Genomic DNA, 24,344 nt, shown 5'->3' with positions numbered 1-24,344 from the left:
GACCTGCACGCCCATGACCACCGCTGACCTCGACTCCCTGCTGCCGCGCCTGCACGATCTGCGCGCTGCGCTCGCACGCGCGGTGGTGGGCCAGAACACCGTGGTCGAGCAGCTGCTGATCGGCCTGCTGGCCGGCGGCCACTGCCTGCTGGAAGGCGCCCCGGGGCTGGGCAAGACCCTGCTGGTGCGCTCGCTCGGGCAGGCGCTGGAGCTGCAGTTCCGGCGCGTGCAGTTCACCCCGGACCTGATGCCCAGCGACATCCTCGGTACCGAGTTGCTGGAGGAAGATCACGGCACCGGCCATCGCCATTTCCGCTTCCAGCAGGGCCCGATCTTCACCCACCTGCTGCTCGCAGACGAACTCAACCGCACCCCGCCCAAGACCCAGGCCGCGCTGCTGGAAGCGATGCAGGAACGCACGGTCAGCTACGCCGGCACCACCTACGCATTGCCCGCGCCATTCTTCGTGCTGGCCACGCAGAATCCGATCGAGCAGGCCGGTACCTACCCGCTGCCGGAAGCACAGCTGGATCGTTTCCTGCTGCACGTGCTGGTGGATTACCCGAGCGAGGACGAAGAGCGGCAGATCCTGGAACAGACCACCGGCGGTGCCACCGACGCGGTGCCGAAGGTGATGGATGCCGAAGCGGTGATCGCGCTGCAGGCCGCAGTACGCCAGGTGCATGTCAGCCCTGATGTGCTGGCCTGGATCACCCGCCTGGTGCGCGCCAGCCGCCCAGGCGAAGGCGCACCGGCGGCGATCAACCAGTGGGTGAAATGGGGTGCCGGCCCGCGCGCCGGGCAGTCGCTGGTGCTGGCGGCGAAGGCACGCGCACTGCTGCAGGGCCGCTTCGCCGCCACCCGCGAGGATGTGCAGGCACTGGCCGCACCGGTGATGCGCCATCGCCTGCTGCTGTCGTTCGCCGCCGAGGCCGAGCAGAAGCGTGCCGACGACGTGGTCGCCGCCCTGCTGCAGGCCGTGCCGTTCCCGGGTTGAGCCACGCGTGAACGCAGGTGCCCCGCTGACGTTGCCACCGGAACTGCGTGCGCGCCTGCGCCTGCTGCGGTTACGGCCGCGCCTGGCGAGCGGCGCAAGCGGCATCGGCCAGCACGCCAGCCGCAGCCGCGGTGCGGGCCTCGAATTCGCCCAGTACCGGGCCTACGAACCAGGCGACGAGCTGCGCCAGATCGACTGGAAGCTGTATGCACGCTCGGACCGCTTCTTCGTGCGCGAATCCGAACGCGAAAGCCCGATCACGGTCTGGCTGCTGCTCGATGCCACCGCCTCGGCCGGCCAGGCCGATCGCGCGGCACCACAGCGCACGCGCCTGGACCACATGCGCGGCGTGGCCGCCTGCGTGGTCGAACTGGCCCTGCAGCAGGGCGACCGTTTCGGCCTGCTGGCGATCAACGGCGATGGACTGCAACTGGTGCCCGCAGCGAACGGCGCACGCCAGCGTGACCGCGTGCATCTGCAACTTCATGCGCTGCAGGCGCGCGGTGGCTGGCCTGCGGCGGATCGCCTGCGCCCGCTGTGGGAACGCGTGCGTCCGGGCGACCTGCTGCTGGCAGTTGGCGACGGCTTCGACGAAGCCTGCATCGTGCTGCTGGAACAACTGGCCAGCGCGCGCCGCGAAGTGGCCCTGCTGCAGATCCTGACTGCCGACGAACGCGACTTCCCGTTCGACGCCGGCCATCGCTTCCGCGATCCGGAGACCGGCGAGGAACTGCTGGGCGATGGCGCGGCGATCCGCACCGACTACCTGCAGCGCTTCGCTGACGCACGCAGCGCATTGCAGTCGCGCCTGCAGGCCAGCGGCATCGCCAATGCCACCGGCTGGCTCGACCAGCCGCTGGACCAACCACTGCAGGCGCTGTTTGGCCGTGGGGGCGGTGCATGACCCTGCTGTTCCCGCTGGGGCTGGCAGCGCTGGCCGCGTGGCTGCTGCCGCTGCTGATTCACCTCGCCCGCCGCCATCCGTATACGCCGCTGGATTTTGCCGCGCTGCGCTGGCTTCGCGCACAGATCCGGCCACGCCAGCGCATCCGCTTCGATGACTGGCCGTTGCTGCTGGTGCGCCTGCTGTTGCTGGCCGCGCTGGCCTTGTTGCTGGCACGGCCTGCGTTGACCGGCCCCGTGCCGGCCCCCAGTGCATGGACGGTGGTGGCCCCGGGGCTGGATGCCGCTGCACTGCGCGGTACCGCTGCGGATCGCAACTGGCACTGGCTGGCGCCCGGCTTCCCGGCCATTGATCAGGCGCCACCTGCAGCCAGCGCATCCCTGCCCAGCCTGCTGCGCGAACTGGACGCGCAGCTGCCCGTTGGCACCGCATTGACCGTGCACGTTCCCGATCCCCTGCCCGGCCTGGATGGCGCCCGCCTGCAGCTGTCGCGTGAGGTGCAATGGCACACGCAGCCGATGCCGGTCACTGCGCAACCGCGTGCCGCAACGTCGCCGCGCCTGCGCGTGCACAGCGATGCTTCGGCCGCTGCCCAGCACTGGTTGAATGCACTGCAGCGCGCGTGGGGCGTGCAGGCGCCGCTCGCTCCTCTGGTGGCGGATGCCCTGCCCGAACGCGGCGAGATCGGCGTATGGAGCCGCAACGACGCACTGCCGGCGAACTGGCAGGCGTGGCTGCAAGATGGCGGACATGTAGTGACTGCCGGCAAGCCTGCCGCCGAGGCCAGCATCCTGCTGCGCAACACCGAGGGCACCCCGCTGCTGTGGCAGCAACGCATCGGCCACGGTGTCCTGCTGTCTCTGCCCGGTGACTGGGACGCCTCAGGCAACACTGCGCTGCGCGATCCGCAGTTGCCGCGTGCCCTGCTGCTGGCCCTGCAACCGCCTCCGCTGCCACGCCTCGGCGATGCCCAGGATCAGGCACCTCACCATGCAGCACTGCCTGCGGCAACGCCGCCACTGCGCGAGCTCACACCATGGTTGCTGCTGGCCATCGTGCTGCTGTTCGCGCTGGAGCGCTGGATGGCCAGCAATAGCCGACGCAGGGTGGCCGCATGAACACCCTCCAGCACGCCTGGCAACGCGCGCGTCGCCGTCGTGCACTCATCACCCTGCTGCTGGGCCTGCCGTGGGCGCTGGCCGCGACGACGCTGGCGCTGCGCCTGGCGGGCTTCGACATCGCCTGCGTGGTTGGCACGGTCAGTCTGCTCGCGTGTGCGGCCTTCGCCACTGCGCGTGCCCGCCAACTCGACCAGCAGTGGCTGCAGCGCCAACTCGATGACAGTGGTGCCAGCGAGGACAGTGCCGATCTGCTGTTCGCCGATACGCTCACCCTCAATCCGCTGCAGCAGCGCCAGCGTGCGCATGTGCTGGCCACGCTGGAACGCGCGCTGCCGGAACTGCGTCCGCGCTGGCCGCGTGGGGCATTGGCGCTGTGCTGGATCGCAGGCCTGGCCATTGTTGTGCTGGCACTCGGCTGGCCACGTTCGGACCCCGGTCCCGCGCCTGCTCGCACGTCGGCGCCTGGCAGTACGGCTGCCGCAGGCCCACTGCACCTGCAGTCCACCCGCCTGCGCATCGACGCACCGGCTTATACCGGCCAGTCCACGCTCACCCAGAACGCACTGGATGCCAAGGTCGCCGCCGACAGCCGGCTGTCGTGGTCCCTGCGCTTCGACCACGCACCGGACAAGGCATGGCTGCAGTTCCATGATGGTCGCCGGTTGCCGCTGAGCGAGCACGAAGGTCAGTGGCAGGCGCAGGATGTGGCACGCACGCCAGTGCTGTACCGCGTGGTGAGCGAACCGGCACTGGCAGAGACCCGCCTGTACCGGCTGGATGTTGTGGCCGACCGCGCGCCCAGCGTGCGCGTGCTGGAGCCGGCCGCCAGCCTGGTGCTGGGCACGCCGGGGCAACGCCGGTGGGCGCTGCGCTTCGAGGCCAGCGACGATTACGGTGTCGCGGCGCAGGCAACGCTGTCGATCACCACCACCCAGGGCAGCGGCGAGAACATCACCTTCGTGAAGCGCAGCGTCACGCTTGCCGGCAGCGGCGAAGCCACCGCGCGGCGTTTCGCCCACACCCTTGATCTGGCTGCGCTGGGCGCACAACCGGGCAACGATGTCATCGCCCAGCTGGAGGTGCGCGACAATCATGCGCCCACGCCGCAGACCGGACGCAGCAGCAGCGTGATCCTGCGCCTGCCCAGCGCCGAAGTCGCACTCGGTGCAGAGCTGGAAGGCCGCATCAAGAAGACCCTGCCGGCCTACTTCCGCAGCCAGCGGCAGATCATCATCGATGCCGAAGCGCTGATCCGGCAACGACGCAGCCTGGCCGCCGAGGATTTCGTGAAGCGCAGCGATGCGATCGGTGTCGACCAGCGCATCCTGCGCCTGCGCTACGGCCAGTTCCTGGGTGAGGAAAGCGAAGGTGCGCCGAAGCCACCGCCGACCAGCGACCTGCCCACCAGCGATACGCCCGCCGCAGACGACCACGATCACGACGACGATCACGATCACGACCATGGCGCCGAGGCCGGAGCGCACGATGAGCATGGCCACGATCACGGTGGCAAGGCGACCAATGCCGATACGCCGCCGGTGTTCGGTAGCGCCACCGACGTGCTCTCCGAGTACGGCCACACCCATGACCATGCCGAGGCGGCCACTCTGCTCGATCCGCAGACCCGTGCCACGCTGAAGGCGGCGCTTGACCAGATGTGGTCGGCCGAAGGCGAGCTGCGCCAGGGCCGACCGGAGCAGGCATTACCCTTCGCCTACAAGGCATTGGGCTTCATCAAGCAGGTGCAGCAGGCCGAGCGCATCTATCTGGCCCGGGTCGGACCGGAGCTGCCACCGATCGATGAAGGCCGCCGCCTCGGCGGTGACCGTGCCGGGCTGGCCAGTCGTGAACTGCCGCTGGCCGCCCGCACCCCGCCCGATCCGGCCATCGTCGAAGCCTGGCAGCGTCTCGGCGACGACACCGGCGCGCCGGATCTGGATGCGCTCGCGACCTGGCAGCAGCGCAACGCGGCCTACCTGCCCGATGCACTCGATCTGGCTGCGGCCATCGAGCAGCTGCGCATCGAGCCCGGTTGCCACGACTGTCGCCAGCGACTGCGCGCACAGTTGTGGCGGGCGCTGCAGCGTCCGCTGCCGCAGGCGATGCGGCGCAGTGCCGCCGATGCGATGGGCCAGCGCTACCTCGACGCGCTGGAGGCGCAGCCATGAACGCCTCCGCTGTGAACCTGTGGATTGCGCTGGCACTCGCCCTGATCGTGGTCATCGCCAGCGTGCGCCAGCTGCGTGGAGACACCGCGCACCCTGGCCGCCGGTGGATCGTGATCGCACTGCAGATCATCGTCGCCGCGCTGCTGTATTTCTGCCTGGTACCGCCCACCCGCCAGCAACCCGCAGGCGGGCTGGTCGTGCTCGGAACCGATGCCGGCAAGGCCGGCGCGCTCCCGGCCAGCGAAGGCCCGCTGTTGCTGTTGCCGGAAGCTGCCGATATACCCGGCGCACAGCGCGTACCCGACCTGGCCACCGCGCTGCGCCAGCATCCGGCCGCCACGCTGACGCTGGTCGGTGCTGGCCTGGCCGCACGTGACCGTGACGCGGTGTTGCCGCCGGATGTACGTTGGCAGGCCGCACCGGAGCCGCGCGGCTGGATCGCACTGCAACCACCGGCCGATGTCGCTCCCGGTGCTCGTTTTGACGTCCAGGCACAGGCGCGTGGCGCGGCCAAAGCGAAAGCAGAGCTGCTTGACCCCGCCGACAGCGTGGTTGATCGCACGGACGTTGCCGAGGACGGGCGCGTGAAGCTCAGCGGCATCGCCCGCGCCGAGGGCCGCAGCGTGTTCCAGCTGCGCCTGCTCGATGCCGACGGCCATGTGGTGGACAGCGTACCGGTACCGCAGCAGACCCTGCCGGCCGCACCGCTGCGCCTGCTGGTGCGCGCCAGTGCGCCGGGTCCAGAGCTGAAGTACCTGCGGCGTTGGGCGGCCGATGCCGGCATCCGCGTGCAGGTGCAGGCCGATACCGGGGCGGGTGTCAGCGTGGGAGATGGCGCGGTCGCGCTGGATGCGGCGTCACTCGCGCGCAGCGATCTGCTGTTGCTGGACGAGCGCAGCCTGGCCGCATTGAGTGCTGGCCAGCTGGCTGCCGTGCGGCAGGCGTTGCGCGAGGGACTGGGCGTGCTGGTACGCAGTGCGGGCGCACCTTCGGCCAGCGCGCGCCAGCGCCTCCGCGATCTGGGCCTGCCGGTGCAGGGCGATGGAAGCAGCCGCACCCTCGAACTTCCCGGCGACGGCGACAGCGCGGTCCTCGCTGCACGGCGTGGCCCGCTCGCCGCGGGTACGCTGCCGACCGGCTACGGCGAAGAGGCTGACCGCAGCTCGCACAATGCTCCCCTGCCTGCGCTGGAAGCACTCGCGCTGCAGGCACCGGGCAGCACCGCCCTGCTGCAGGATGGCACGGGCAAGGCTGTCGGTGGCTGGCGCGCTGCCGGCAAGGGCCGCATCGGCCTGCTGCCGCTGACCGACAGCTGGCGCTGGGTACTGGCCGGGCGCGACGACCGCCACGGCGAACTGTGGAGCGGCGTGGTGGCCACGCTGGCACGTGCACAGGGCAGCGCTGATGCGCTGTGGTCACCGCAACCGATCGGCTGGGCAGGCGAACGACAAGCGCTGTGCGGTGTGCAGGCGCCGCTGCAGGTCTTCAACAAGCGTGGCGACGATGTACCCCTGATCGTCGATGGCGCGACGTCGGCGCTGCGCTGCGTCGGCTGGTGGCCCCGTGAGGCAGGCTGGCAGCGCCTGCAGCATGGCGACAGCGTTGTCTGGCGCTATGTGTTCGATCCGAAGGATGCACCGACGCTGCATCGGCAGGCGATGATCGATGCGACCACACGTGCACTGGCTGCCAGCACGCCGGCAGACGCGTCAGTGATGCAACCCGTGGCAGGCCTACGCTGGCCGTGGTGGCTGGCGTTCGTGTTGTGCGCATCGCTGCTGTGGTGGCTGGAACGGCGACGCTGAGCCCATCGATTGGATCGCGGACAGCATCCACGCATGGCGTGGATCTACTGGCCGGTTGCCCTGGTAGATGCCAACCTTGGTTGGCGCCTTTCCGCGGGGTCAACGCGTGCCGGCGCGCCGGTACACGCCGTTGAAGCGCACGTTCATGCCACCGCATTCGCTGTTGTCGGCCACGATCAGCACCTCCCCCAGCGAATGCACGCGCACCTTGCAGGTGTCCTCTGCAAACTCGACATCGGCACCACGCGGCGCCGCGCGCGCTTCCACCTGGCCCATGTTCGGCCCGTAGGGACGCTGCTCCGGCGTGGGGTTGGCGGAGGGCCAGTAGGCGTCACCCTCCACATGCAGCTGCCCGCCCTGCACGGTGATGCGCAGGCCGTTGTCGCCGTCCTTCCAGTGGCCCGCCCAATCCTGCAGCGACGGCACGACCACCGGCAACGCCTGCAGCTTGCTGCGGTCCACCCAGCCAGCACTGCCACCCACCTTGTTCGGAAAGAACGCGCAGCGGTAGCGGCCAAGATCACGCCCGGTCACCACGGTATCGCCATTGACCACATAGCTGCGCTGTCGGCAGGCCGGTTCGCCCTTCGCCGGGCAGCCGTCCATGTCGCCAAGTAGGTACAGACGGGGCGCATCGACCACCCGCGCCAGGGCGAACCGGCTCTGTTCAGAGGGAAACGCGCCATTGCGGCAGGCGCCATCATCGGCGATGCCATCGGCGAAGGCGGACGCCGGCAGCAATGCGGCCAGCAGGCAGATCGAACGCAGGAACATGGCAGCACTAGCGGTGGGGAGCCGGCAGGATATACCGGCCTACTTCACCGGCGGTGCATCGCCGGCATCCTGTCCCTGGGAGAACCGCAGCGCACGCTGCTGCTGTTCGGCACTGAGCTCCGGCGGTGGCCGCGCCACGGCGGCCTGGATCTGCGCCGGTCCGCCGGTGAGTTTGTTGATCCCCTTGGCCGCCGCCATCACACCCTTGACCACGCCCATCATGATGTAGCCACCGCCCATGCTGACCTGCTCCGGCGACGGCGGTTCGCTCCAGTCGCGACTGAAGCGGTTGTCGCCGAACTTCACCGGGTTCTTGAAACGGTACAGATCCAGCGGCTCGTCTTCGGGCTTGAGCGCACGCACTTCGCCAAGGGTGGTGACGTTGTCCTGCGGCAGGGTGGTGGAGATCGGCGCGGTGGTTGCCGCCGGCGCATCTGCAGGAGGTTCGGGCGCTGGGTCGGGCACCGCTACCGGCGTGGCCTGCTGCGCCTGCGCGATACCGGCCAGCAGCATGCTGGCCAGGACGGCTCCCTGCGTTCCACGTCGTGCCACAGCCATCCACCCTGTTGGTTGCGTCCAGCGCCCAAGGATACGGATACCGGCTTCAGATTTCGTTGCTGCACGGGCAGCTGTTCAGCCAGGGGAGATGCGGCGACGCCACGGGACGCGAGCACTGAACGGTTCATGCCCTTGGTGTGCGGTGTCTCACATCCTGAGACGTGAGTGTGGTGCCATGTGACCCCTCGCAATCCGTCCCGGCTCCACTTTCCATGGCTTACGAACTCGCCAAGCGCACCGCCGATGCCGAGCAGAAGCTCGCCACCCGCGATGGCCTGCCCGCCCGCGACGGCGCACTGCTCAGCGCGCGCCTGCAGCGCCGCTACCAGGACCGCATCACCGGCAGCTTTGCCATTCCCGGCCGCGAAGGCCGCTATGCGCCCATTCCCGATTCGGTTCCGCCGGCCCTGGCTGCCGCCCTGAAGGCGCGTGGCATCGAACAGCTCTACAGCCACCAGGCCGAGGCCTGGAACGCCAGCCAGCGCGGCGAGCACGTGGCCATCGTCACCCCCACCGCCAGCGGCAAGTCGCTGTGCTACACCCTGCCGGTGGTCAGCGCGGCGATGCAGGACAAGGCCAAGGCGCTGTACCTGTTTCCGACCAAGGCACTGGCCCAGGACCAGGTGGCCGAGCTGCTGGAACTCAACCGCGCCGGCGACCTCGGGGTGAAGGCCTTCACCTTCGATGGCGACACTCCCGGCGATGCGCGCCAGGCCATCCGCCTGCACGGCGACATCGTGGTGTCCAACCCGGACATGCTGCACCAGGCGATCCTCCCGCATCACACCAAGTGGGCGCAGTTCTTCGAGAACCTGCGCTACATCGTCATCGACGAAGTGCACACCTATCGTGGCGTGTTCGGCAGCCACGTCACCAACGTGCTGCGCCGGCTCAAGCGCATCTGCGCGTTCTACGGCGTGCAACCGCAGTTCATCCTGTGCTCGGCCACCATCGGCAACCCGCAGGCGCATGCCGAGGCGCTGATCGAGGCACCGGTCACCGCCATCACCGAATCCGGCGCGCCCAGCGGACCCAAGCAGGTGCTGCTGTGGAACCCGCCGGTGATCAATCCGGACCTGGGCCTGCGCGCCTCGGCACGCTCGCAGAGCAACCGCATCGCGCGCATCGCGATCAAGTCCGGGCTGAAGACCCTGGTGTTCGCGCAGACCCGCTTGATGGTCGAGGTGCTGACCAAGTACCTGAAGGACATCTTCGACCACGACCCGCGCAAGCCGCCGCGCATCCGCGCCTACCGTGGCGGCTACCTGCCCACCGAGCGCCGCGAGACCGAGCGTGCGATGCGCGCCGGCAACATCGACGGCATCGTCAGCACCTCGGCGCTGGAGCTGGGCGTGGATATCGGCAGCCTGGACGTGGTCATCCTCAACGGCTACCCCGGCAGCGTGGCCGCCACCTGGCAGCGCTTCGGTCGCGCCGGCCGCCGCCAGCAGCCGGCACTGGGAGTGATGGTGGCCAGCTCGCAGCCGCTGGACCAGTACGTGGTGCGGCATCCGGACTTCTTCGCCGAGGCCTCGCCCGAGCACGCGCGCATCGCGCCGGACCAGCCGCTGATCCTGTTCGACCACATCCGCTGCGCAGCCTTCGAGCTGCCGTTCCGGGTCGGCGATGGCTTCGGCCCGATCGATCCGGAAGTGTTCCTGGAAGCGCTGGCAGAGACAGAAGTGATCCACCGCGAAGGCGAGCGCTGGGAATGGATCGCCGACAGTTACCCGGCCAACGCGGTGAGCCTGCGTGCGGTGGCCGATGGCAACTTCGTGGTGGTCGACCGCAGCGATGGCCGCCAGCAGATCATCGCCGAAGTGGATTACTCCGCCGCCGCGCTCACCCTGTACGAGGGCGCGATCCACATGGTGCAGTCCACGCCCTACCAGGTGGAGACGCTCGACTGGGACGGCCGCAAGGCCTATGTCACCCGCACGCATGTGGATTACTACACCGACAGCATCGACTTCACCAAGCTCAAGGTGCTGGACCGCTTCGACGGCGGCGTGGCCGGCCGGGGGGATTCGCATCATGGCGAAGTGCACGTGGTGCGCCGCGTGGCCGGCTACAAGAAGATCCGCTACTACACCCACGAGAACATCGGCTACGGCCCGGTGAACCTGCCCGACCAGGAACTGCATACCACCGCGGTGTGGTGGCAGCTGCCGCAGGCGCTGTTGCTGCGCGCGTTCGCCAGCAAGCAGGATGCGCTCGATGGTTTCCTCGGCGCGGCGTATGCGCTGCACATCGTCGCCACCGTGGCGGTGATGGCCGATGCGCGCGACCTGCAGAAGTCGGTCGGCAACGGCGATGGTTCCTGGTTCGCGATCGCCGACCAGAGCGGCCGTGGCCAGCTGCGCGGCAGCGAGGGCGATCCCGGTGTGGTGGAACTGCTGCAGGAGTTCGTGCCCACCGTGTATCTGTACGACAACTTCCCCGGCGGCGTCGGCCTCAGCGAACCGCTGTGGCAGCGCCAGGCCGAGCTGGTGCAGCGCGCGCGCGAACTGGTGCAGCGCTGCGACTGCAAGGCCGGCTGCCCGGCCTGTGTCGGCCCGGTGCTGGCCGCGCAGGAAGAGGATGACACCTCGCCGCGCGCGCTGGCGCTGCGTGTGCTGGACCTGTTCGATGCCGAGGCCTGCCAGCACGTGCCCGACGTGGTGGTGACCACCCGCGACCCGATGGAGCTGCTGGCCCCGTGAGCCTGAGCCTGGACAAGCTGCGCCTGCTGCGGAAGCAGGCCGGTGACCCGAAGGCAGTCACGCCGGCTGCGCCCGAGCCGCCGCCCGCAGCACCTGCGGCACCGGTTGCCGCCAACGATGCGCGGCAACCACCGGCCGAGCGTTCGGTGTTCGCCTGGGTCGAACAGGAAATCCGCCACAAGCCGACCGGTGCAGCGGCCTCCACGCCGGCACCCGCACCGCTGCGTCGGCCGGAAGTGGGCAGCCTGCATCGCCTGCTCGGCCTGCGTTCGCGGGGTGGAGCCGCGCCGGCACGCGCCAGCGCGCAGGATCGCCAGCTGCCCGGCGAGGAAATCGCACCGGGCCTGTTCCTGATCGAATCGCTGCAGCCGCAGCCCATTCCGGCACAGCCGCTGTCACTGGATTTCGCCCGCCGCGAAGGCGAACACGTATCCCCGCTCGACCTGCTGTTCTTCGATACCGAAACCACCGGCCTGGCCGGCGGCACCGGCACCCGCGCCTTCATGATCGGTGCCGCCGACTGGCATGTGTGCCCGCAACGCGGCGAAGGCCTGCGCATCCGCCAGCTGCTGATGGCGACGATGGCCGCCGAGGACGCGATGCTGGCCACCTTCGCCCGCTGGCTGCAGCCGTCCACCGTGTTCTGCAGCTACAACGGCCGCAGCTACGATGCGCCGCTGCTGAAGGCGCGCTACCGGCTGGCCCGCCAGCGCTGCCCGATCAGCGCGCTGGATCACGTCGACCTGCTCTATCCCACCCGTCGCCGCTATCGCGGCACGTGGGAGAACTGCAAGCTGTCCACCATCGAGCGCCAGCTGCTGCGCGTGGTGCGCGAGGACGACCTGCCCGGTTCTGAAGCGCCCGGCGCATGGCTGCGTTTCCTGCGCGGCGGCGACGCGGTGAACCTGCGCCGGGTGGCCGACCACAACCACCAGGACGTGGTGACCTTGGCCCTGCTGCTGCAGCGGCTGATACGAGAAGAACAACGTGAGCGCGAAACCCTGGCGCTGGTCGGGCAGTAGGCGTTGACGCGGCCTGACGGTGGCAGCGGTGACACTGCCGCCACCATCCACGCCTGGAGCCCGACGATGCGCCTCAATCCCCTGGTCCTGCTCGCCATCCTGCCGTTGGCCGCCTGCAGTCACGCTGGCAGCAGCACCTCCCACGATCCCGCGCCAGCGCCCGTGGCCGATACCGCACACGAATGCAGGCCGGAGGCGCTGGAAGCCTTCACCGGCAAGACCGCCGACGAAGCCACGATCAAGAAACTGGTGGCTGACAGCGGCGCGCGCGGTGCACGGGTGGTCAAGCCGGGCATGGCGGTGACCATGGACTTCCGCCAGGACCGCGTGACCGTGCAGGTGGATGCGCAGAACCGCATCGAGCGCGCCAGCTGCGGTTGATCACCTCAGGGTAGTGCCGGCCGCTGGCCGGCACCCCACATTGCCGGCCAGCGGCCGGCACTACCGCTCAGAGGCGCTCGGCCTTGCCGCTGGCCAGTGCGCGCGCGATCACCTGCTGTGCCTGCTGCGATGCCTGCGCATGCACGCGTGCCTGACGCTCGCCCAACGCGGCCTGTTGGCTGCCCAGTGCCGCCTGTCGGCTGGCCAGTTCAGACTGCTGGCTGGCCAGGCGCTGCATGTCACGGGTGCGGCCGGATTGCGCGGCCTCGCTGCGGGCTTCCTGCATTGCACGACGTGCCTCAGCGGCGGCCTCGCGTGCAGCCTCACGTGCAACGGCCATATCGCTGGTCGCACCACGCGCCGCCTTCGCTGCTTCTGCGGCGGCCTCACGGTTGATGTCGTGGGCGGCCATCGCGCTGCGCGCTACCTCAGCGGCGGCCAGCGCAAGACGGCGTGACTCCTCGCCCTGCAGGCGGCCCATCTCACCCATCTGCCTGCCAAGTTCGCCCTGCTCGCGACCCAGCGCACTCTGCTGGCGGCCCAGTTCGCTCTGCTGGCGACCGAGGTCTGCGGCGCCGCTGTAGGCGCGCTGCAGGGTCTGGATCAGCATCGGGTCGCGCACCACATAGCGCTTGTCGCCCTGGCGGAACCACAGCGCCGGCCCCTTGCCGAGCTGCCTGCGGGCCACCGTTACATCGTCGATGCCGCCATTGGCGAAGGTCGAATCACCATCGACCAGCACGTAGGCTTGCAACGGCGACTTGCCGAGATCCAGGCGCCCGTAGGTGGTGATGGAGGTGGTGTGGGAAGTCGAATGCTCACTGTGCATGTCGGTATCCACATCGACATCCACGTCGACCGCCACATCGGCATCGTCCGGGCCTGACAGCGCCTCGACATCGGCCGGCTCGGCAGGCGGCGCGGGCGCCACCGGCACGGCCGGAACGCGCGCGGCCGAAGGCGCTGCGGGCGGCGCGTTCGGAGCCTTCGGCGGCGGCGGCACCACGGCCTTCGGTGCGGCCGGCGGCGCGGGCGGGGCCGGCGGCACCGGCGCAGCGACCAGTCGCATCGGCGCCACGCCCACCAGCACCACCACAGCGGTCAACGCCATCGCCAGGATGCGCGGGCAAGACCGGCGCGACTGCAGCGAGAGCAGGCGACGCTTGAGGCTGGTGGTGTTCGGCGCGGCGCTGGCCACGCCCAGGTGTGGCTGCGGTGCCACGCCAAGCTGCAACAGCAGGCGACCGTAGGCTTGACGGCTCGCGCCATGCTGGCCAACCACGGCCGCATCCACCGCTTCTTCGCGGGCCTGTGCGTATTCGCGCACCGACAGGCGCAGCAGCGGGTGGAAGAAGAACAGGTGCTGGGCCAGTGCGGGCAGCAGGCCCCACTGCAGGTCACGCCGCTGCAGGTGTTGCAGTTCGTGAGTCAGTGCCAGGTCCAGCGCATCACCCTGCAGGGCGTTGTCGCCGGCCGGCAGCAGCAGCACCGGGCGGAACGGCCCGACCAGCTGCGGTGCGTCCACCTGCGCGCTCATCCACAGCCGCGGCGCAGGGCGTACGCCGTGGGCATCGGAGGCCAGTTGCAGGGCCTGCACCAGCGCTTCGTCCTCGCAGGGATAGGCGGCGGCCAGCAGCGCCCGGCAGCGGCGCCACTCACCGAAGGTGCGCAGGGCCATCAGCAGCACACCGGATGCCCACAGCGCAGCCAGTGCAACGGCCCACCACGCCACTGCCGGCACGTCCGCTGCAGGCACCGGCATCGTCGCCAGCAGCTGCGCCGAGGCTTCCGGCGCCAGCGGGTAGACCAGATCTGCGGCAACGTCAGTGGCGGTCATCGCCACCGCCTGCGGTGCCGGCAGCCAGGCCAGCTGCAACGGCTGGCTCCAGAACAGGCCGAGCACGGCCTGCAGCGACACCAGCCACCACAGGCGGCAGCGGGTGGCCGCCGACAGCGACGGCAGCGCGCGGCACACGCCGTACACCAGGGCCACCAGCAGCACGGTCTGCAGGCTGGTCCAGCCCAGCCGTTCCAACAACGGGATCAGCATCGTGGTGTCCATGGCTCAGCCCTCGTGGCGGCGCGATTGGAGTTCGGCGACCAGCGCTTCCAGCTCGGCCAGCTCGTTGTCGCTGACCTGCTGGCGCTGCGACAGGTAGGCCACGAACGGTGACACCGAGCCCTGCAGGGTGTTGTCGACGAACTGGGCCACCGCACCCTGCAGCACGCTTTCCGGGCCACGCGTGGCCTGGTAGCGGTAGACGCCGTCCTGCTGCTGGCGACGAAGATACCCCTTCGCCCGCAGCCGCTCCATCATCGTCAGCACGGTGGACCGGGCCAGGCCACGGGCCTCGCCGTAGCCACTGGCGACCTCGCCGACGCTGGCCGGTGCATGTTCATCGATGTACTGCAGCAGGGCCAGTTCCTGGTCCCCGATCGTCTTGCCACGCATGACACCACTCCCTTGACTACACGTGTCGCCACTTTCAGTGTGACGACAACTGTAGTCAACCCCCCGGAAGTCATGGGCCGACGAACGGTAGGGGGGCGTGCCCCTCAGTACTCCACCCGATACCCGATCGAGAAGGTCCGCCCTGCCGCCGGCAGGCTGGACATCTTCCCGTAGGTCGCCTCGGCCTGCTGGCCATAGACCGTGCGGTAGTCACGATCGGCCAGGTTGTAGATGCCGACACTGAAGCGGCCGCCTGCCAGCGGCAGCTCGCCGATCAGGTCGAACACCGCATAGCCGTGGACCTTCGCCGCCGGGGTAGCGCGGATGCTGGGACTGATCGCTGCGAGTGGTGCATCGCGCCAGGCACGATCGGTCCCGCCCACCACTTGTCCCTGCAAGCGCAGCAGGCTGTCATTGGCGAAGCGCCACTGCCCATGCACACCCGCCTTCAAGGGTGAAACGCGGAACGCATTGAGCTCACGCCAACGTCCGGCAGCATCGCGGTACTGGCCCCGGGTGCTGGCAAGGCTTGCGCCCAGCTCCAGCTGCGCCGTCGGTGTGTAGCGCAGGTTGGCCTCCACGCCCCACACGCGCTCATCGGTGTCGGCCACCGACACGCTGTAGTCGCGGTTGAACTGCACGGTCTTGTCCGAGCGGTTGTAGAACGCGGTCACCGCGCTCTGCAGCGATGCATCGCTGCGGCGCCAGCCCAGCTCATAGCTGTCGACCTTGATCGGGCCGACGTTGCGGCTGTCGATGACGAAGCTTGCCGGTACATCGCGCAGCATGCGCTGGGTGTCCGGCAGGCTGAAGCCCTGCGAGACGTTGGCGAACAGCTGTTGCGATGCATCCAGCCGGTACACCACGCCGGCATTGAACAGGGTCTGCGAGTGGCGCACGCGGCCGCCCCGCAGCAGGTGCGGCTGATACCCGGCAATGGCATCGGCGGTGATCGCTTCGGTGTAGGGAAGCGAGTCTTCTACGCGGTTGCGCAGGATCTGGTGGCGCACGCCGGCCTGCACGCTGAAGCGCTCACTCAGCGAATGGTCGGCCTGCAGGAACAGGCCAGTGGTATCCACGCGCACGTCCGGCCCCATCGCGTACTGCGCGGTGGGCTGGTAATCGAGACCGTTGCTGGCGATGAAGCGGTTGATGTCATACATCTGCCCGCGCTGGCTGTCCTGCTCGCGCTCGTGGTCCACGCCGTACGACAGCTGCAGGCTGCGGCCCGCCACGTCGAAACCCTTGTGCAGCGCCGTGCGCAGGCCCCACACATCGATATCGGTATTGGACTGCATCGCCACATAGGCGAAGCCACCGCGCAGTGCCGGGTGCACCAGCGTCGACACCGACGGGAACCAGCGTCCCTGCTCGTTGCGGTAATAGGCTTCCACGCTCAGTTCCTGCCCGCCCAGTACATCGCGGTTGCGGTACTGCGCATTCACTCCCTGGTGCCGGGTACGCGGCTGCGCCTCCAGCAGCAGGCCGGGCAGCGCCTGGTGGCTGGGCGTGAATGCTGGGTTGAACAGCGCAGCCAGGCGCGGGCCATAGTCGGGGCCATGATCACTGTCCTGCTGATCGTCGAACCAGCGCACGCCCACGCTCAACTGCTGGCTGTCCGTCGGGGTCCAGTCGAAGCGCGCATTGAGTTCGCGGGTCTCGGTGTCCTGCCGATCGGTCTGCGCGATCTCCGGGCCGACACGGCGGCCATGCGCATCCAGCGATGCGCCCTGCCGGCCATAGGCGACGCCGAACGCGCCACTGAACTGATCGCCGCGCACGGTCATGGTCTGCGCGGCGTTCCAGGCCAGCGTGTCACTGGACAGATGCGAGGGGCTGCGCAGGCCGAACTGGCTGGCCAGCTGCACCGGCTGCTCACCGGGCTGCAGAGTGATGATGTTGATGATGCCGCCACTGGCACCGGCGCCATACAGCGCGGTGGCGCCGGAGATCACTTCGATGCGCTCGATCATGGTTGGCGAAATGCTGTTGAGCTGACGCGACCCATCGCGTGCGCCGGTCAACGGCACACCATCGATCATCACCTGCACACTGCGACCGCGCATGGTCATGCCGTAGTTGCTGGTGGTCCCGCTGGCCGGCGCCAGCGATGGCACCAGCTGGCCGAGGATGTCGGCGGTGCTGCGCCCGGCGGTGATCTGCTGGGCAATCTGCTCGCGCTCGATGGCATACACGGTGCCGGCGATCTCGGCCACGCTGCGTGCGCCTCGCACGGCGGTGACACTCACCGCATCCAGTTGCCGGGTACCAGCCGTAGCGGACGTATTCTGCGCCGCCAGCTGGCCACTGATGGCCAACGCCAGCATCGCCAGCGGAAAGGTTGCTGCGGTATGCCGCATGGTGTCCTCGTTGCGTATCAGGGGGAGTTCGTGGGTGCTGCGAAGCGGCGCATCAGCGGCCGGCACAGCAGCAACCCGAGCGCCGAAACTGCCGCCAGCGCGATGTAGTAGATGGGGTAGCCCAGGCCCTTGGCGAGGAAGCCGGACAATGCACCGCCGATGAAATTGACCAGCAGCTCGAAGCACACCAGCAGGGTGAAGTCAGTGCCGGCCTGGGCACGCGAACTGACCCGCATGAACAGGGCATACAGGCTGGTCATCGCCACATAGCGCAGCGCCAGCAGCGCGATCACCAGCGCGCCCAGGCCCCACCGTGACGTCGCCATCGCACCGCTGTAAAGCATCAACGCCAGCAGTACATAGAACACGGTGCGCCACCAGCCAGCGTGCATCAGCAACTGCTCGGCCCGGCGCTGCTTGAGCAGCCAGGCGGTGCCCACCGCAGCCAGCATGCCGGTACCGGCACCGCCCACCGAGATCAGCAATCCGATCTCGGTCAGGCTGAACTGCTGGTCGACCAGCAGCGGGTTGATCATCGCCATGGCCGGCGCTTCCACCAGCCGGTACAGCACGATCAGCAGCAGCGCCCAGCGCAGTTCGGGGCGACGCAGCGCACGCAGGATGCTCGGCCGCGGCGCGTCGGGCCTGGCCGGCGTTTCGTTGATCTGCTGCACTGCCAGCAGGGTCAGTGCGCTCATTGCCGCCAGGCTCAGCAGGGCCACGCCCCAGCCGCGGCTTTCATACAGCCACAGCACGCCGGCGCCACCGATCATGCTGCCCAAGGCCACGCCCACGCTCTGCGCCATGCTGCCCAGCCGGTGCTCGGCCGGCGCCAGCGCCTCCACGGTATAGCCGTCGATGGCGATGTCCTGGGTGGCGGCAATGGTCGAGATCCACATGCCGACCAGCACGAACACGACCAGGCCATGATCCAGGCCGGTGAACGCCAGCACCAGGATCCCGGCCAGCAGCAACAGCTGGGTCAGCCACAGCCAGCTGCGGCGGCGACCGAGGGCCGGCAGATTCCAGCGGTCGACCAGTGGTGCCCACAGGAACTTCAGCGCCCACGGCAGGTACAGCAGCGACAACATGCCGATCCAGCGCAGATCCACGCCCTGGCTGCGCAGGATGGCCGGTACCGCCACGTTGTAGAAATACAGGGGCAAGGCATGCGCCATGTACAGCGCGACGATCACACCTAGGCCAAAGGGCGACGCGGCAGAACGATCAGTGCGCATCGGCCTGCTCCAGCCGTTCGCCGATCCAGCGCATTCCGGCGCCGGCATCGGTAGTGACGAAGTACGGCACGGCCCAGGCCGCGTGCAGCGCCGGAGTGTCCAGCCGCTGCTGCTCGGCGGCATCGCTGGCGATGCGCACCAGGCCCCGGCAGTACTGCCGGAAGGCGGCCTTGTACTGCTTGTACCAGACCGCCTGCAGGGCACGGTAATCGTCGCAGAAGGTGGCACCGGGCGCGGTGCTGGCAACGAAGTAGAAGGGGCGGTGGGCATCGATCAGCGCCTGCACGCGGTCCAGCCAGTACCGGATCTGGTGCGCATCCACCGCGCCATGGAAGACGGCACGCAGCACCACCGCCTCGTTGATCACCAGACCCATCGCCATCGACCTTCTTGCTGAACAGGGGAAAGGGGCAGCGAGCCCCCGCAAATGAGAATAATTTGCAATACCATTGAAAGTTTAGGCGCGACGAAAGAAAATTTAGGCACGACAGCATTCGCGGGTGCCTTGCATGCAGGTCTATTCCTGCGCCGAACTGATGAGCGCCGCCCACGCGCTGGGTGGCCGGGTCGACTTTGAATCGGGCCTCCCCGATGCGCTGCCGGTGCTGGCCGGCTGGCAGCAGGTGCAGTCGATGGACAGCGGCCTGGTGCTCTACCTCAGCCGCAGCCAGGACATGGTCGGCGGCCGCAGCCAGAACTGCCTGCCTGCGGGCCTCACCGCCAGCTTCCTGCTGCTGGGGCAGGCCGAAGTGGTCATCGCCAACCAGCGCCTGCAGATGGACAGCCGCCGGACCGGGAGCCCGGCGATGCTGGTCCACCTTCGTGAGGAGGAAGCGTTCCAGCGCCATTGGCAGGCGGGTCGTGAGGAAACCAAGGTCAGCCTGCACCTCGGCCAGGACTGGTTGTCGCGCCAGCTCGATGGTATTGCATCGGCCGGACTCACCCGCCTGCGACTGAGCCACGCACGCAACCAGGCGTGGCAACCGCCTGCGCCACTGCTGCGGCGGGCCGCAGCGTTGTTCGGGGCGGAAACGGCGGAGCCGCCTCTGCTGGCCAACCTGCAACGCGAGAGCTTTGCGCTGGAAGTCGCGGCCAGCGTGGTTCGATCCGTGATCGCCGAACGCGAGGCGCCTGCCCCCAGCGCACATCTGCGGCGTTGCGTGGACCAGTTGCAACAGTGGCTGCAGAGCGGCGAGGCCGATGGCCTGACCATCAACCAGATGGCGCGCAGGCTGGGGACCAACGCCGTCGACCTGCAAAGCACCTTCCAGCAGCTGCACGGCAGCAGCATCGCCGCCTGGCTGCGTGCACTGCGCCTGCAACGGGCGCACGATGCCCTGCTGCAACGACGGGTGTCAGTGGACGTGGCGGCCAGCGTGGCCGGGTACGCCCATACCAGCAGCTTCAGTGCCGCGTTCAAGCGGCAGTTCGGAAGGTCTCCTTCCCGGATCCGCTAGCCGCAGCAGGCACGCCCCGCGCGCACAACCAGTACCTGCCACGCAGCGCAGGTACTGCTTAAACCTTTTACGCACCCGCTGCATCCGATCCTCGACGCCCCGCCGGAATCCCGCATGTTCCGCCCAACGCTTCGAGTCATGCTCATGCTCATCACTGCCCTGCCCTTCGCCGCCATCTCCGCCAGCCAGGACCAGGCCAACGACCAGACCCGCCGCCTGATCCGCCAGATCATGCTGGAGCAGCGCATTCCCGGGCTGCAGGTCGCGGTGATCAAAGACGGGCAGATCGTGTTGTCCGAGGCCTACGGCCTGGCCAATGTCGAGAACGGTGTGCTTGCCTCGCGCGACACCCGCTTTCCGCTCAATTCGGCCACCAAGGCGTTCACCGGCGTGGCTGCCGCGCAGCTGGCCCAGCAGGGGCAGCTGGATCTGGACGCGCCGGCCTCGCGTTACCTGGATGATCTTCCACCAGCGTGGAGAGACGTACGCGTACGCCAGTTGCTTGCGCATACCTCAGGCCTTCCGGACATCCTTGATGCGAACGGGCTGTTGGGTGGTGGCTCCGAAGCGCAGGCGTGGACAGCCGTCACTGCGCGGCCGGTCGAAGCCGCACCCGGGCAGCGCTTCGCCTACAACCAGACCAACTACGTACTGCTGGCACGGATCATCGCGCAGCAATCCGGCATGCCCTACGAACGTTTCCTCGCCACCGGCCAGTTCAGCAGCGCGCGCATGGCCCGCACCACCTTCGGCGACAGCTACGACCTGATTCCGGATGCGGCGACGATGTACAGCCTGGCCCCGCGTGCCACCGACGCAGCCGATGCACCGGCGCGCCTGTCGCACTGGTTCTACGACATTCCGCCTTCACTGTGGGCCGGTGGTGGCATCCTCACCACCGCCGATGACACCGCGCGCTGGCTGGTCGCGTTGACCGACGGGCGCCTGCTTCAGGATGCAGCTCGGAAGAGGATGTGGACCGCAGAGCGCCTCACCGATGGCCGTGCCGGCCCATGGGCGGGCGGCTGGCCGGTGCTGCGCGCATCGCCCGACCTGCAGGTGGCCGGCATCGGTGGCGCGCGATCGGCCTTCATCGTCTACCCCGACCGCGGCGTGGCGGTGGTGGTGCTGACCAATCTGGTCGGTGCCAATCCACAGCAGTTCATTCCGCGCATTGCCGATCTCCATGCGCCTGCGGTGACCGTGCCCTGAGGCTGCCGGCCAGCGGCCGGCACTACCGTCGGCTCACCCCCGCGGCCCGCCCATCACCGGCAGGATCACCCCGCTGATGTAACTGGCACAGACCGGCGAAGCCAGGAACACATAGGCGGGCGACAGTTCTTCGGGTTGTGCGGGCCGCCCCATGTCACTGTCCTTGCCGAACTCCGCAACATCTTCGGCCTGCTTGTCGGCGGGGTTCAACGGCGTCCACACCGGCCCCGGCGCCACGCAGTTGACCCGGATGCCACGTGGCAGCAGCTGGCTGGCCAGCGCCTTGGTGAACGCATGGATCGCGCCCTTGGTGGCCGAGTAGTCGATCAGCGCCTTGCTGCCGAAGATTCCCGTTTCCGATCCTGTGTTGATGATGCTGGCACCCTCGCCCAGGTGCGGCAGCACCGCGCGCGCCATCTGGATGTAACCGCCGATGTTGGTCTGCAGGGTTTCCTGCAGATGCGCGTCTTCCAGGTCTTCCAGCCGCTCGCAATGCAGTTGGAACGCGGCGTTGTTGACCAGGATGTCGATGCCGCCGAACGCCTTGGCCACCTGCTTGACCGCCTTGTTGCAGAAGCGCGGATCGCGCACGTCACCGGCGATCACCACGCAGCGACCGCCTTCGCGCTCCACGTGCTGGCGGGTGATGTCCGCGTCCTCGGCCTCGTCCAAATGCAGTACCGCCACATCGGCGCCTTCGCGTGCGAACAGTACTGCCACCGCACGGCCGATACCAGAATCGCCACCGGTGATGATCGCGCGCATGCCCTGCAGCTTGCCGCTGCCGGCGTAGTCCGGTGCAAGGAAACGCGGCGCCAGCTCCAGTTCGTGTTCATGCCCAGGCTTGGCCAGCTGCTGCGCCGGCATCGCCTCCGGTTGCCGGCGCGCACCGGCCTGGGTCGCGGTCTTCTTCGTTGCTTTTTTTGCCGCGCGCACGTCCTTGGCCTTCTCCTGGTCCTGCAGGCGCCGCTGCCGGGCCGCGACGCGCGCTGCCCGCGGATCGCTGGCGGCCGCCTTGCGGGTTGCGGTCTTCACCACCCGTGGGCGATCGGGGTCGGCGACGGTCTTGGTTGCGGTGCTGCCTTTGCGCACCTTCGGCGAGGCTTTGCGGCGGACGGGGGCTTTCTTGGTGGTGGCCATGCAGGTCTCCTCGGGAGGGAAAGGGGCTGCCGGCCAGCGGCCGGCACTACCGGGGGCGGCCCTTGCCGCTCCTGCAGTGTCTCCACCCACGCTGTTGGCGGCGGTGAGCGCGCCGTGTCCACGATGTGCACGGCATTCATTCCGCCACCACGTCTGACGTCGCACCCTGCACGCAATCAAACAAGGAACGCCTCCATGAAACTTGCCATCGCCACCGCCGCCGCCTGCTTTGCCCTTGCCGCCTGCAGCAGCACGCCAATGGCGCAGGTGCAGCCGATCGACGGCGTGATTTCCGGACAGTGCCACAGCGACATGGTGCGCGGCGCACTGGGCTTGGCCGCTTCGGACGCCACCGTGGCCCGCGCACGCGTGGACAGCGACAGCCTGCATGTGCGGGTGCTGCGCCATGACGGTCCGCGGGTACCGCCGGCCAGCGAAGGCGGCGACCGCCTGACCATCGAAAAGGGCCGCACCAACAACATCACCGCGATCTACTGCGGCTGAGCCTGCGCGCCCTGCGCAGCACGCGCAGGGTGGCCTGTTCCCATTGGCGCGGCCCACGCAGGCCGGCCAGCTTCGCCAGTTCACCGCGCTCCCAGCCGGCGAACACGCACGGGTCGATGTAGGCCTTGCGGCACACCGCCGGGGTATTGCCCAGCAGCGATGCCACTTCGCACACCACCGCGCGCTGCGCCTGCGCCAGCGCGCGCTGACTGGCCGGTTCCGGCAGTTCGGTGGCGGCAAACGCCTGCACCGCCGCCACCGTGCCACCCCAGGTGCGGAAATCCTTGGCAGTGAAGTCCTCGCCCATCGCCTCGCGCAGGTAGTCGTTCACCGCGCCGGAATCCACCGGCTGCAGCGCACCGTCATCATCGCGGTACTGGAACAGCGCCTGCCCCGGCAGCTGCTGCAGGCGCCGCACCAGCAGCCCCAGCCTGCGGTCGCCCACGGTCACCTCCTGCAGCTGCCCGGACTTGCCGCGGAAGCGCATGCGCACCCGGCCGCCGCGCAGCAGCTCCAGATGGCGGTTGCGCAGCGTGGTCAGTCCGAACGAACGGTTCTGTTGTGCATAGGTTTCATTGCCGACCCGCACCAGGGTGTCCGCCAACAGCGCCACCACCATGGCCAGCACCTTTTCCTGCGGAAACCCAGGTCGCTTGAGATCCCGCGACAACCGCCGCCGCAGCGTGGGCAAGGCCTCGCCAAAGGCGATGATGCGGTCGAACTTGCCGGCGTCGCGCTCCTTGGCCCAGTCGGCGTGGTAGCGGTACTGCTTGCGTCCGCGTGCATCGCGGCCGGTGGCCTGCAGGTGGCCGTTGGCGTGGGCGCAGATCCATACGGCGGTATACGCCGGCGGAATCGCCAGCGCACGGATGCGTTGCAGGGTGGTGGCGTCGCGTATCGCGTGACCATCGGCATCGCGGTAGCTGAAACCCTTGCCGGCGCGGCGCCGGCTGATGCCCGGTTGGGTGTCATCGACATAGCGCAGGCCGGCCGCGCGCGCGGCCTGTCGTTCGGGGGTGGAGGGGGTTGGCATGTCGGTAGTGTCGCCGTCGCCATGCCGCGATCCTGTCGATAACACAAGACAAACACGTGAGGGCCGGTTCGCCGCTATGCTCGGGTCTTCACAACCCCTTCCGGAGTCATGATGTCGTTCCCGATTCGCGCCCGTTCGCTCTCCGCCCTGTTGCTGCCGGCCGTGCTGGCGCTGACCGCCTGCCAGGCACCGGCGCTGGATGAACAGGATTCGGCCACGGCCCACGCCCAGCAGGCCGCCGAAGCCGCCAAGGCACCAGCCGACGAAGCCGGCAAGGCCACCGAGGCTCCGCCGGTCGGCACCTGCGATGCCAGCCAGGTGCAGAGCCTGGTCGGCCAGACCTACACCGACGCGCTGGGCAAGCAGGCGCAGGAAGATGCCGGCGCCAACCAGGTGCGCGTGCTCAAGCCCAACGACGTGGCCACGATGGAGTTCCTCGGCGACCGCCTGAACATCGAAGTGGACGCCAAGGGCGCCGTCAGCGGCGCGCGCTGCGGCTGAGTCCGGCCCCGCGCC

At 68.8% G+C, this 24,344-nt stretch carries 21 protein-coding genes; 12 read left to right on the top strand and 9 right to left on the bottom strand.

The features are described 5' to 3' along the window. The first annotated feature begins 13 nt into the window (after positions 1 to 13). Genes ACZK33_RS00540 through ACZK33_RS00520 form a run of 5 tightly spaced genes read left to right on the top strand, consistent with a single transcriptional unit; the run spans position 14 to position 6,995 of the window. A complete protein-coding gene (locus tag ACZK33_RS00540; RefSeq protein WP_049461571.1) occupies positions 14 to 997 on the top strand; it encodes an AAA family ATPase in 984 nt (327 codons plus the stop codon). A 7-nt stretch (positions 998 to 1,004) separates the two neighbouring features. Beyond that, complete coding sequence (locus tag ACZK33_RS00535) at positions 1,005 to 1,901, top strand: DUF58 domain-containing protein (protein WP_423175321.1); 897 nt, start codon at positions 1,005 to 1,007, stop codon at positions 1,899 to 1,901. Continuing rightward, positions 1,898 to 3,019: a BatA domain-containing protein gene (locus tag ACZK33_RS00530; RefSeq protein WP_423175322.1), complete on the top strand. Its 1,122-nt coding sequence runs from the start codon at positions 1,898 to 1,900 to the stop codon at positions 3,017 to 3,019. Before ACZK33_RS00535 ends, ACZK33_RS00530 begins: the two co-directional genes overlap by 4 nt. After that, entirely contained in the window at positions 3,016 to 5,190 is a 2,175-nt protein-coding gene (locus ACZK33_RS00525) for a hypothetical protein (RefSeq protein ID WP_423175323.1), read from the top strand. Before ACZK33_RS00530 ends, ACZK33_RS00525 begins: the two co-directional genes overlap by 4 nt. Further along, positions 5,187 to 6,995, top strand: a complete 1,809-nt coding sequence (locus tag ACZK33_RS00520) for a hypothetical protein (protein ID WP_423175324.1) — start codon at positions 5,187 to 5,189, stop codon at positions 6,993 to 6,995. The genes ACZK33_RS00525 and ACZK33_RS00520 overlap by 4 nt, the downstream gene beginning before the upstream one ends. A 99-nt stretch (positions 6,996 to 7,094) precedes the next feature. Here the strand turns inward: ACZK33_RS00520 and ACZK33_RS00515 are convergent, their stop codons facing one another. Further along, positions 7,095 to 7,769 carry a hypothetical protein gene (locus ACZK33_RS00515; protein WP_423175325.1) on the bottom strand — a complete coding sequence of 225 codons (675 nt, stop codon included), beginning with the start codon at positions 7,767 to 7,769 and terminating at the stop codon, positions 7,095 to 7,097. A 39-nt stretch (positions 7,770 to 7,808) separates the two neighbouring features. Further along, a complete protein-coding gene (locus ACZK33_RS00510) occupies positions 7,809 to 8,327 on the bottom strand; it encodes a hypothetical protein (RefSeq protein ID WP_423175326.1) in 519 nt (172 codons plus the stop codon). 212 nt (positions 8,328 to 8,539) lie between these two features. On the opposite strand from ACZK33_RS00510, the gene ACZK33_RS00505 reads away from it, so the two are divergent. From ACZK33_RS00505 to ACZK33_RS00495, 3 genes are all read left to right on the top strand, one after another. Next, positions 8,540 to 11,029, top strand: coding sequence for a DEAD/DEAH box helicase (locus tag ACZK33_RS00505; RefSeq protein WP_049461564.1), 2,490 nt, complete (start codon positions 8,540 to 8,542; stop codon positions 11,027 to 11,029). After that, complete coding sequence (locus ACZK33_RS00500) at positions 11,026 to 12,051, top strand: ribonuclease H-like domain-containing protein (protein WP_423175327.1); 1,026 nt, start codon at positions 11,026 to 11,028, stop codon at positions 12,049 to 12,051. Before ACZK33_RS00505 ends, ACZK33_RS00500 begins: the two co-directional genes overlap by 4 nt. Before the next feature lie 66 nt (positions 12,052 to 12,117). Then, the gene (locus tag ACZK33_RS00495; protein ID WP_414577272.1) at positions 12,118 to 12,432 is read left to right on the top strand and encodes an I78 family peptidase inhibitor; all 315 of its coding nucleotides are present in this window, start codon (positions 12,118 to 12,120) and stop codon (positions 12,430 to 12,432) included. 67 nt (positions 12,433 to 12,499) lie between these two features. On the opposite strand, the gene ACZK33_RS00490 is transcribed toward ACZK33_RS00495, so the two are convergent. The 5 genes from ACZK33_RS00490 to ACZK33_RS00470 all read right to left on the bottom strand — a co-directional run bounded on the left by ACZK33_RS00490 (position 12,500) and on the right by ACZK33_RS00470 (position 18,864). After that, positions 12,500 to 14,494 carry a M56 family metallopeptidase gene (locus tag ACZK33_RS00490; protein ID WP_423175328.1) on the bottom strand — a complete coding sequence of 665 codons (1,995 nt, stop codon included), beginning with the start codon at positions 14,492 to 14,494 and terminating at the stop codon, positions 12,500 to 12,502. 3 nt (positions 14,495 to 14,497) lie between these two features. Beyond that, positions 14,498 to 14,884: a BlaI/MecI/CopY family transcriptional regulator gene (locus ACZK33_RS00485; RefSeq protein WP_004133922.1), complete on the bottom strand. Its 387-nt coding sequence runs from the start codon at positions 14,882 to 14,884 to the stop codon at positions 14,498 to 14,500. 104 nt (positions 14,885 to 14,988) lie between these two features. Beyond that, positions 14,989 to 17,244: a TonB-dependent receptor gene (locus ACZK33_RS00480; protein WP_423175329.1), complete on the bottom strand. Its 2,256-nt coding sequence runs from the start codon at positions 17,242 to 17,244 to the stop codon at positions 14,989 to 14,991. A 17-nt stretch (positions 17,245 to 17,261) separates the two neighbouring features. Next, on the bottom strand, positions 17,262 to 18,482 hold the full coding sequence (locus tag ACZK33_RS00475; protein ID WP_423175330.1) for an MFS transporter: 1,221 nt from the start codon (positions 18,480 to 18,482) through the stop codon (positions 17,262 to 17,264). Continuing rightward, positions 18,472 to 18,864, bottom strand: a complete 393-nt coding sequence (locus ACZK33_RS00470; RefSeq protein WP_232528179.1) for a hypothetical protein — start codon at positions 18,862 to 18,864, stop codon at positions 18,472 to 18,474. The genes ACZK33_RS00475 and ACZK33_RS00470 overlap by 11 nt, the downstream gene beginning before the upstream one ends. Before the next feature lie 127 nt (positions 18,865 to 18,991). On the opposite strand from ACZK33_RS00470, the gene ACZK33_RS00465 reads away from it, so the two are divergent. Together ACZK33_RS00465 and ACZK33_RS00460 are read left to right on the top strand one after the other, a co-directional pair. Next, positions 18,992 to 19,939 carry a helix-turn-helix transcriptional regulator gene (locus ACZK33_RS00465; RefSeq protein WP_423175331.1) on the top strand — a complete coding sequence of 316 codons (948 nt, stop codon included), beginning with the start codon at positions 18,992 to 18,994 and terminating at the stop codon, positions 19,937 to 19,939. Positions 19,940 to 20,083: 144 nt separating this feature from the next. Then, positions 20,084 to 21,151 (top strand): serine hydrolase domain-containing protein, encoded by a 1,068-nt coding sequence (locus ACZK33_RS00460; protein ID WP_423175332.1) that lies wholly within the window; start codon positions 20,084 to 20,086, stop codon positions 21,149 to 21,151. Between the two features lie 33 nt (positions 21,152 to 21,184). Here the strand turns inward: ACZK33_RS00460 and ACZK33_RS00455 are convergent, their stop codons facing one another. Further along, positions 21,185 to 22,291, bottom strand: a complete 1,107-nt coding sequence (locus ACZK33_RS00455; RefSeq protein ID WP_423175333.1) for an SDR family oxidoreductase — start codon at positions 22,289 to 22,291, stop codon at positions 21,185 to 21,187. Between the two features lie 195 nt (positions 22,292 to 22,486). Here ACZK33_RS00455 and ACZK33_RS00450 point away from each other — a divergent pair, with 195 nt between their 5' ends. After that, complete coding sequence (locus ACZK33_RS00450) at positions 22,487 to 22,795, top strand: hypothetical protein (protein ID WP_010487302.1); 309 nt, start codon at positions 22,487 to 22,489, stop codon at positions 22,793 to 22,795. Here the strand turns inward: ACZK33_RS00450 and ACZK33_RS00445 are convergent. Next, the gene (locus ACZK33_RS00445) at positions 22,773 to 23,828 is read right to left on the bottom strand and encodes a DNA topoisomerase IB (RefSeq protein ID WP_329810939.1); all 1,056 of its coding nucleotides are present in this window, start codon (positions 23,826 to 23,828) and stop codon (positions 22,773 to 22,775) included. The genes ACZK33_RS00450 and ACZK33_RS00445 overlap by 23 nt on opposite strands. 111 nt (positions 23,829 to 23,939) lie before the next feature. Here ACZK33_RS00445 and ACZK33_RS00440 point away from each other — a divergent pair, with 111 nt between their 5' ends. Next, positions 23,940 to 24,329, top strand: coding sequence for an I78 family peptidase inhibitor (locus ACZK33_RS00440; protein WP_004133799.1), 390 nt, complete (start codon positions 23,940 to 23,942; stop codon positions 24,327 to 24,329). The last annotated feature ends 15 nt before the right edge of the window (positions 24,330 to 24,344 follow it).

The sequence above is a fragment of the Stenotrophomonas sp. 86156_Sma genome (genome assembly GCF_056481625.1).
The sequence above is the reverse complement of the archived record's forward strand: the minus strand, read 5'-3'. Positions and strand labels throughout refer to the sequence as shown.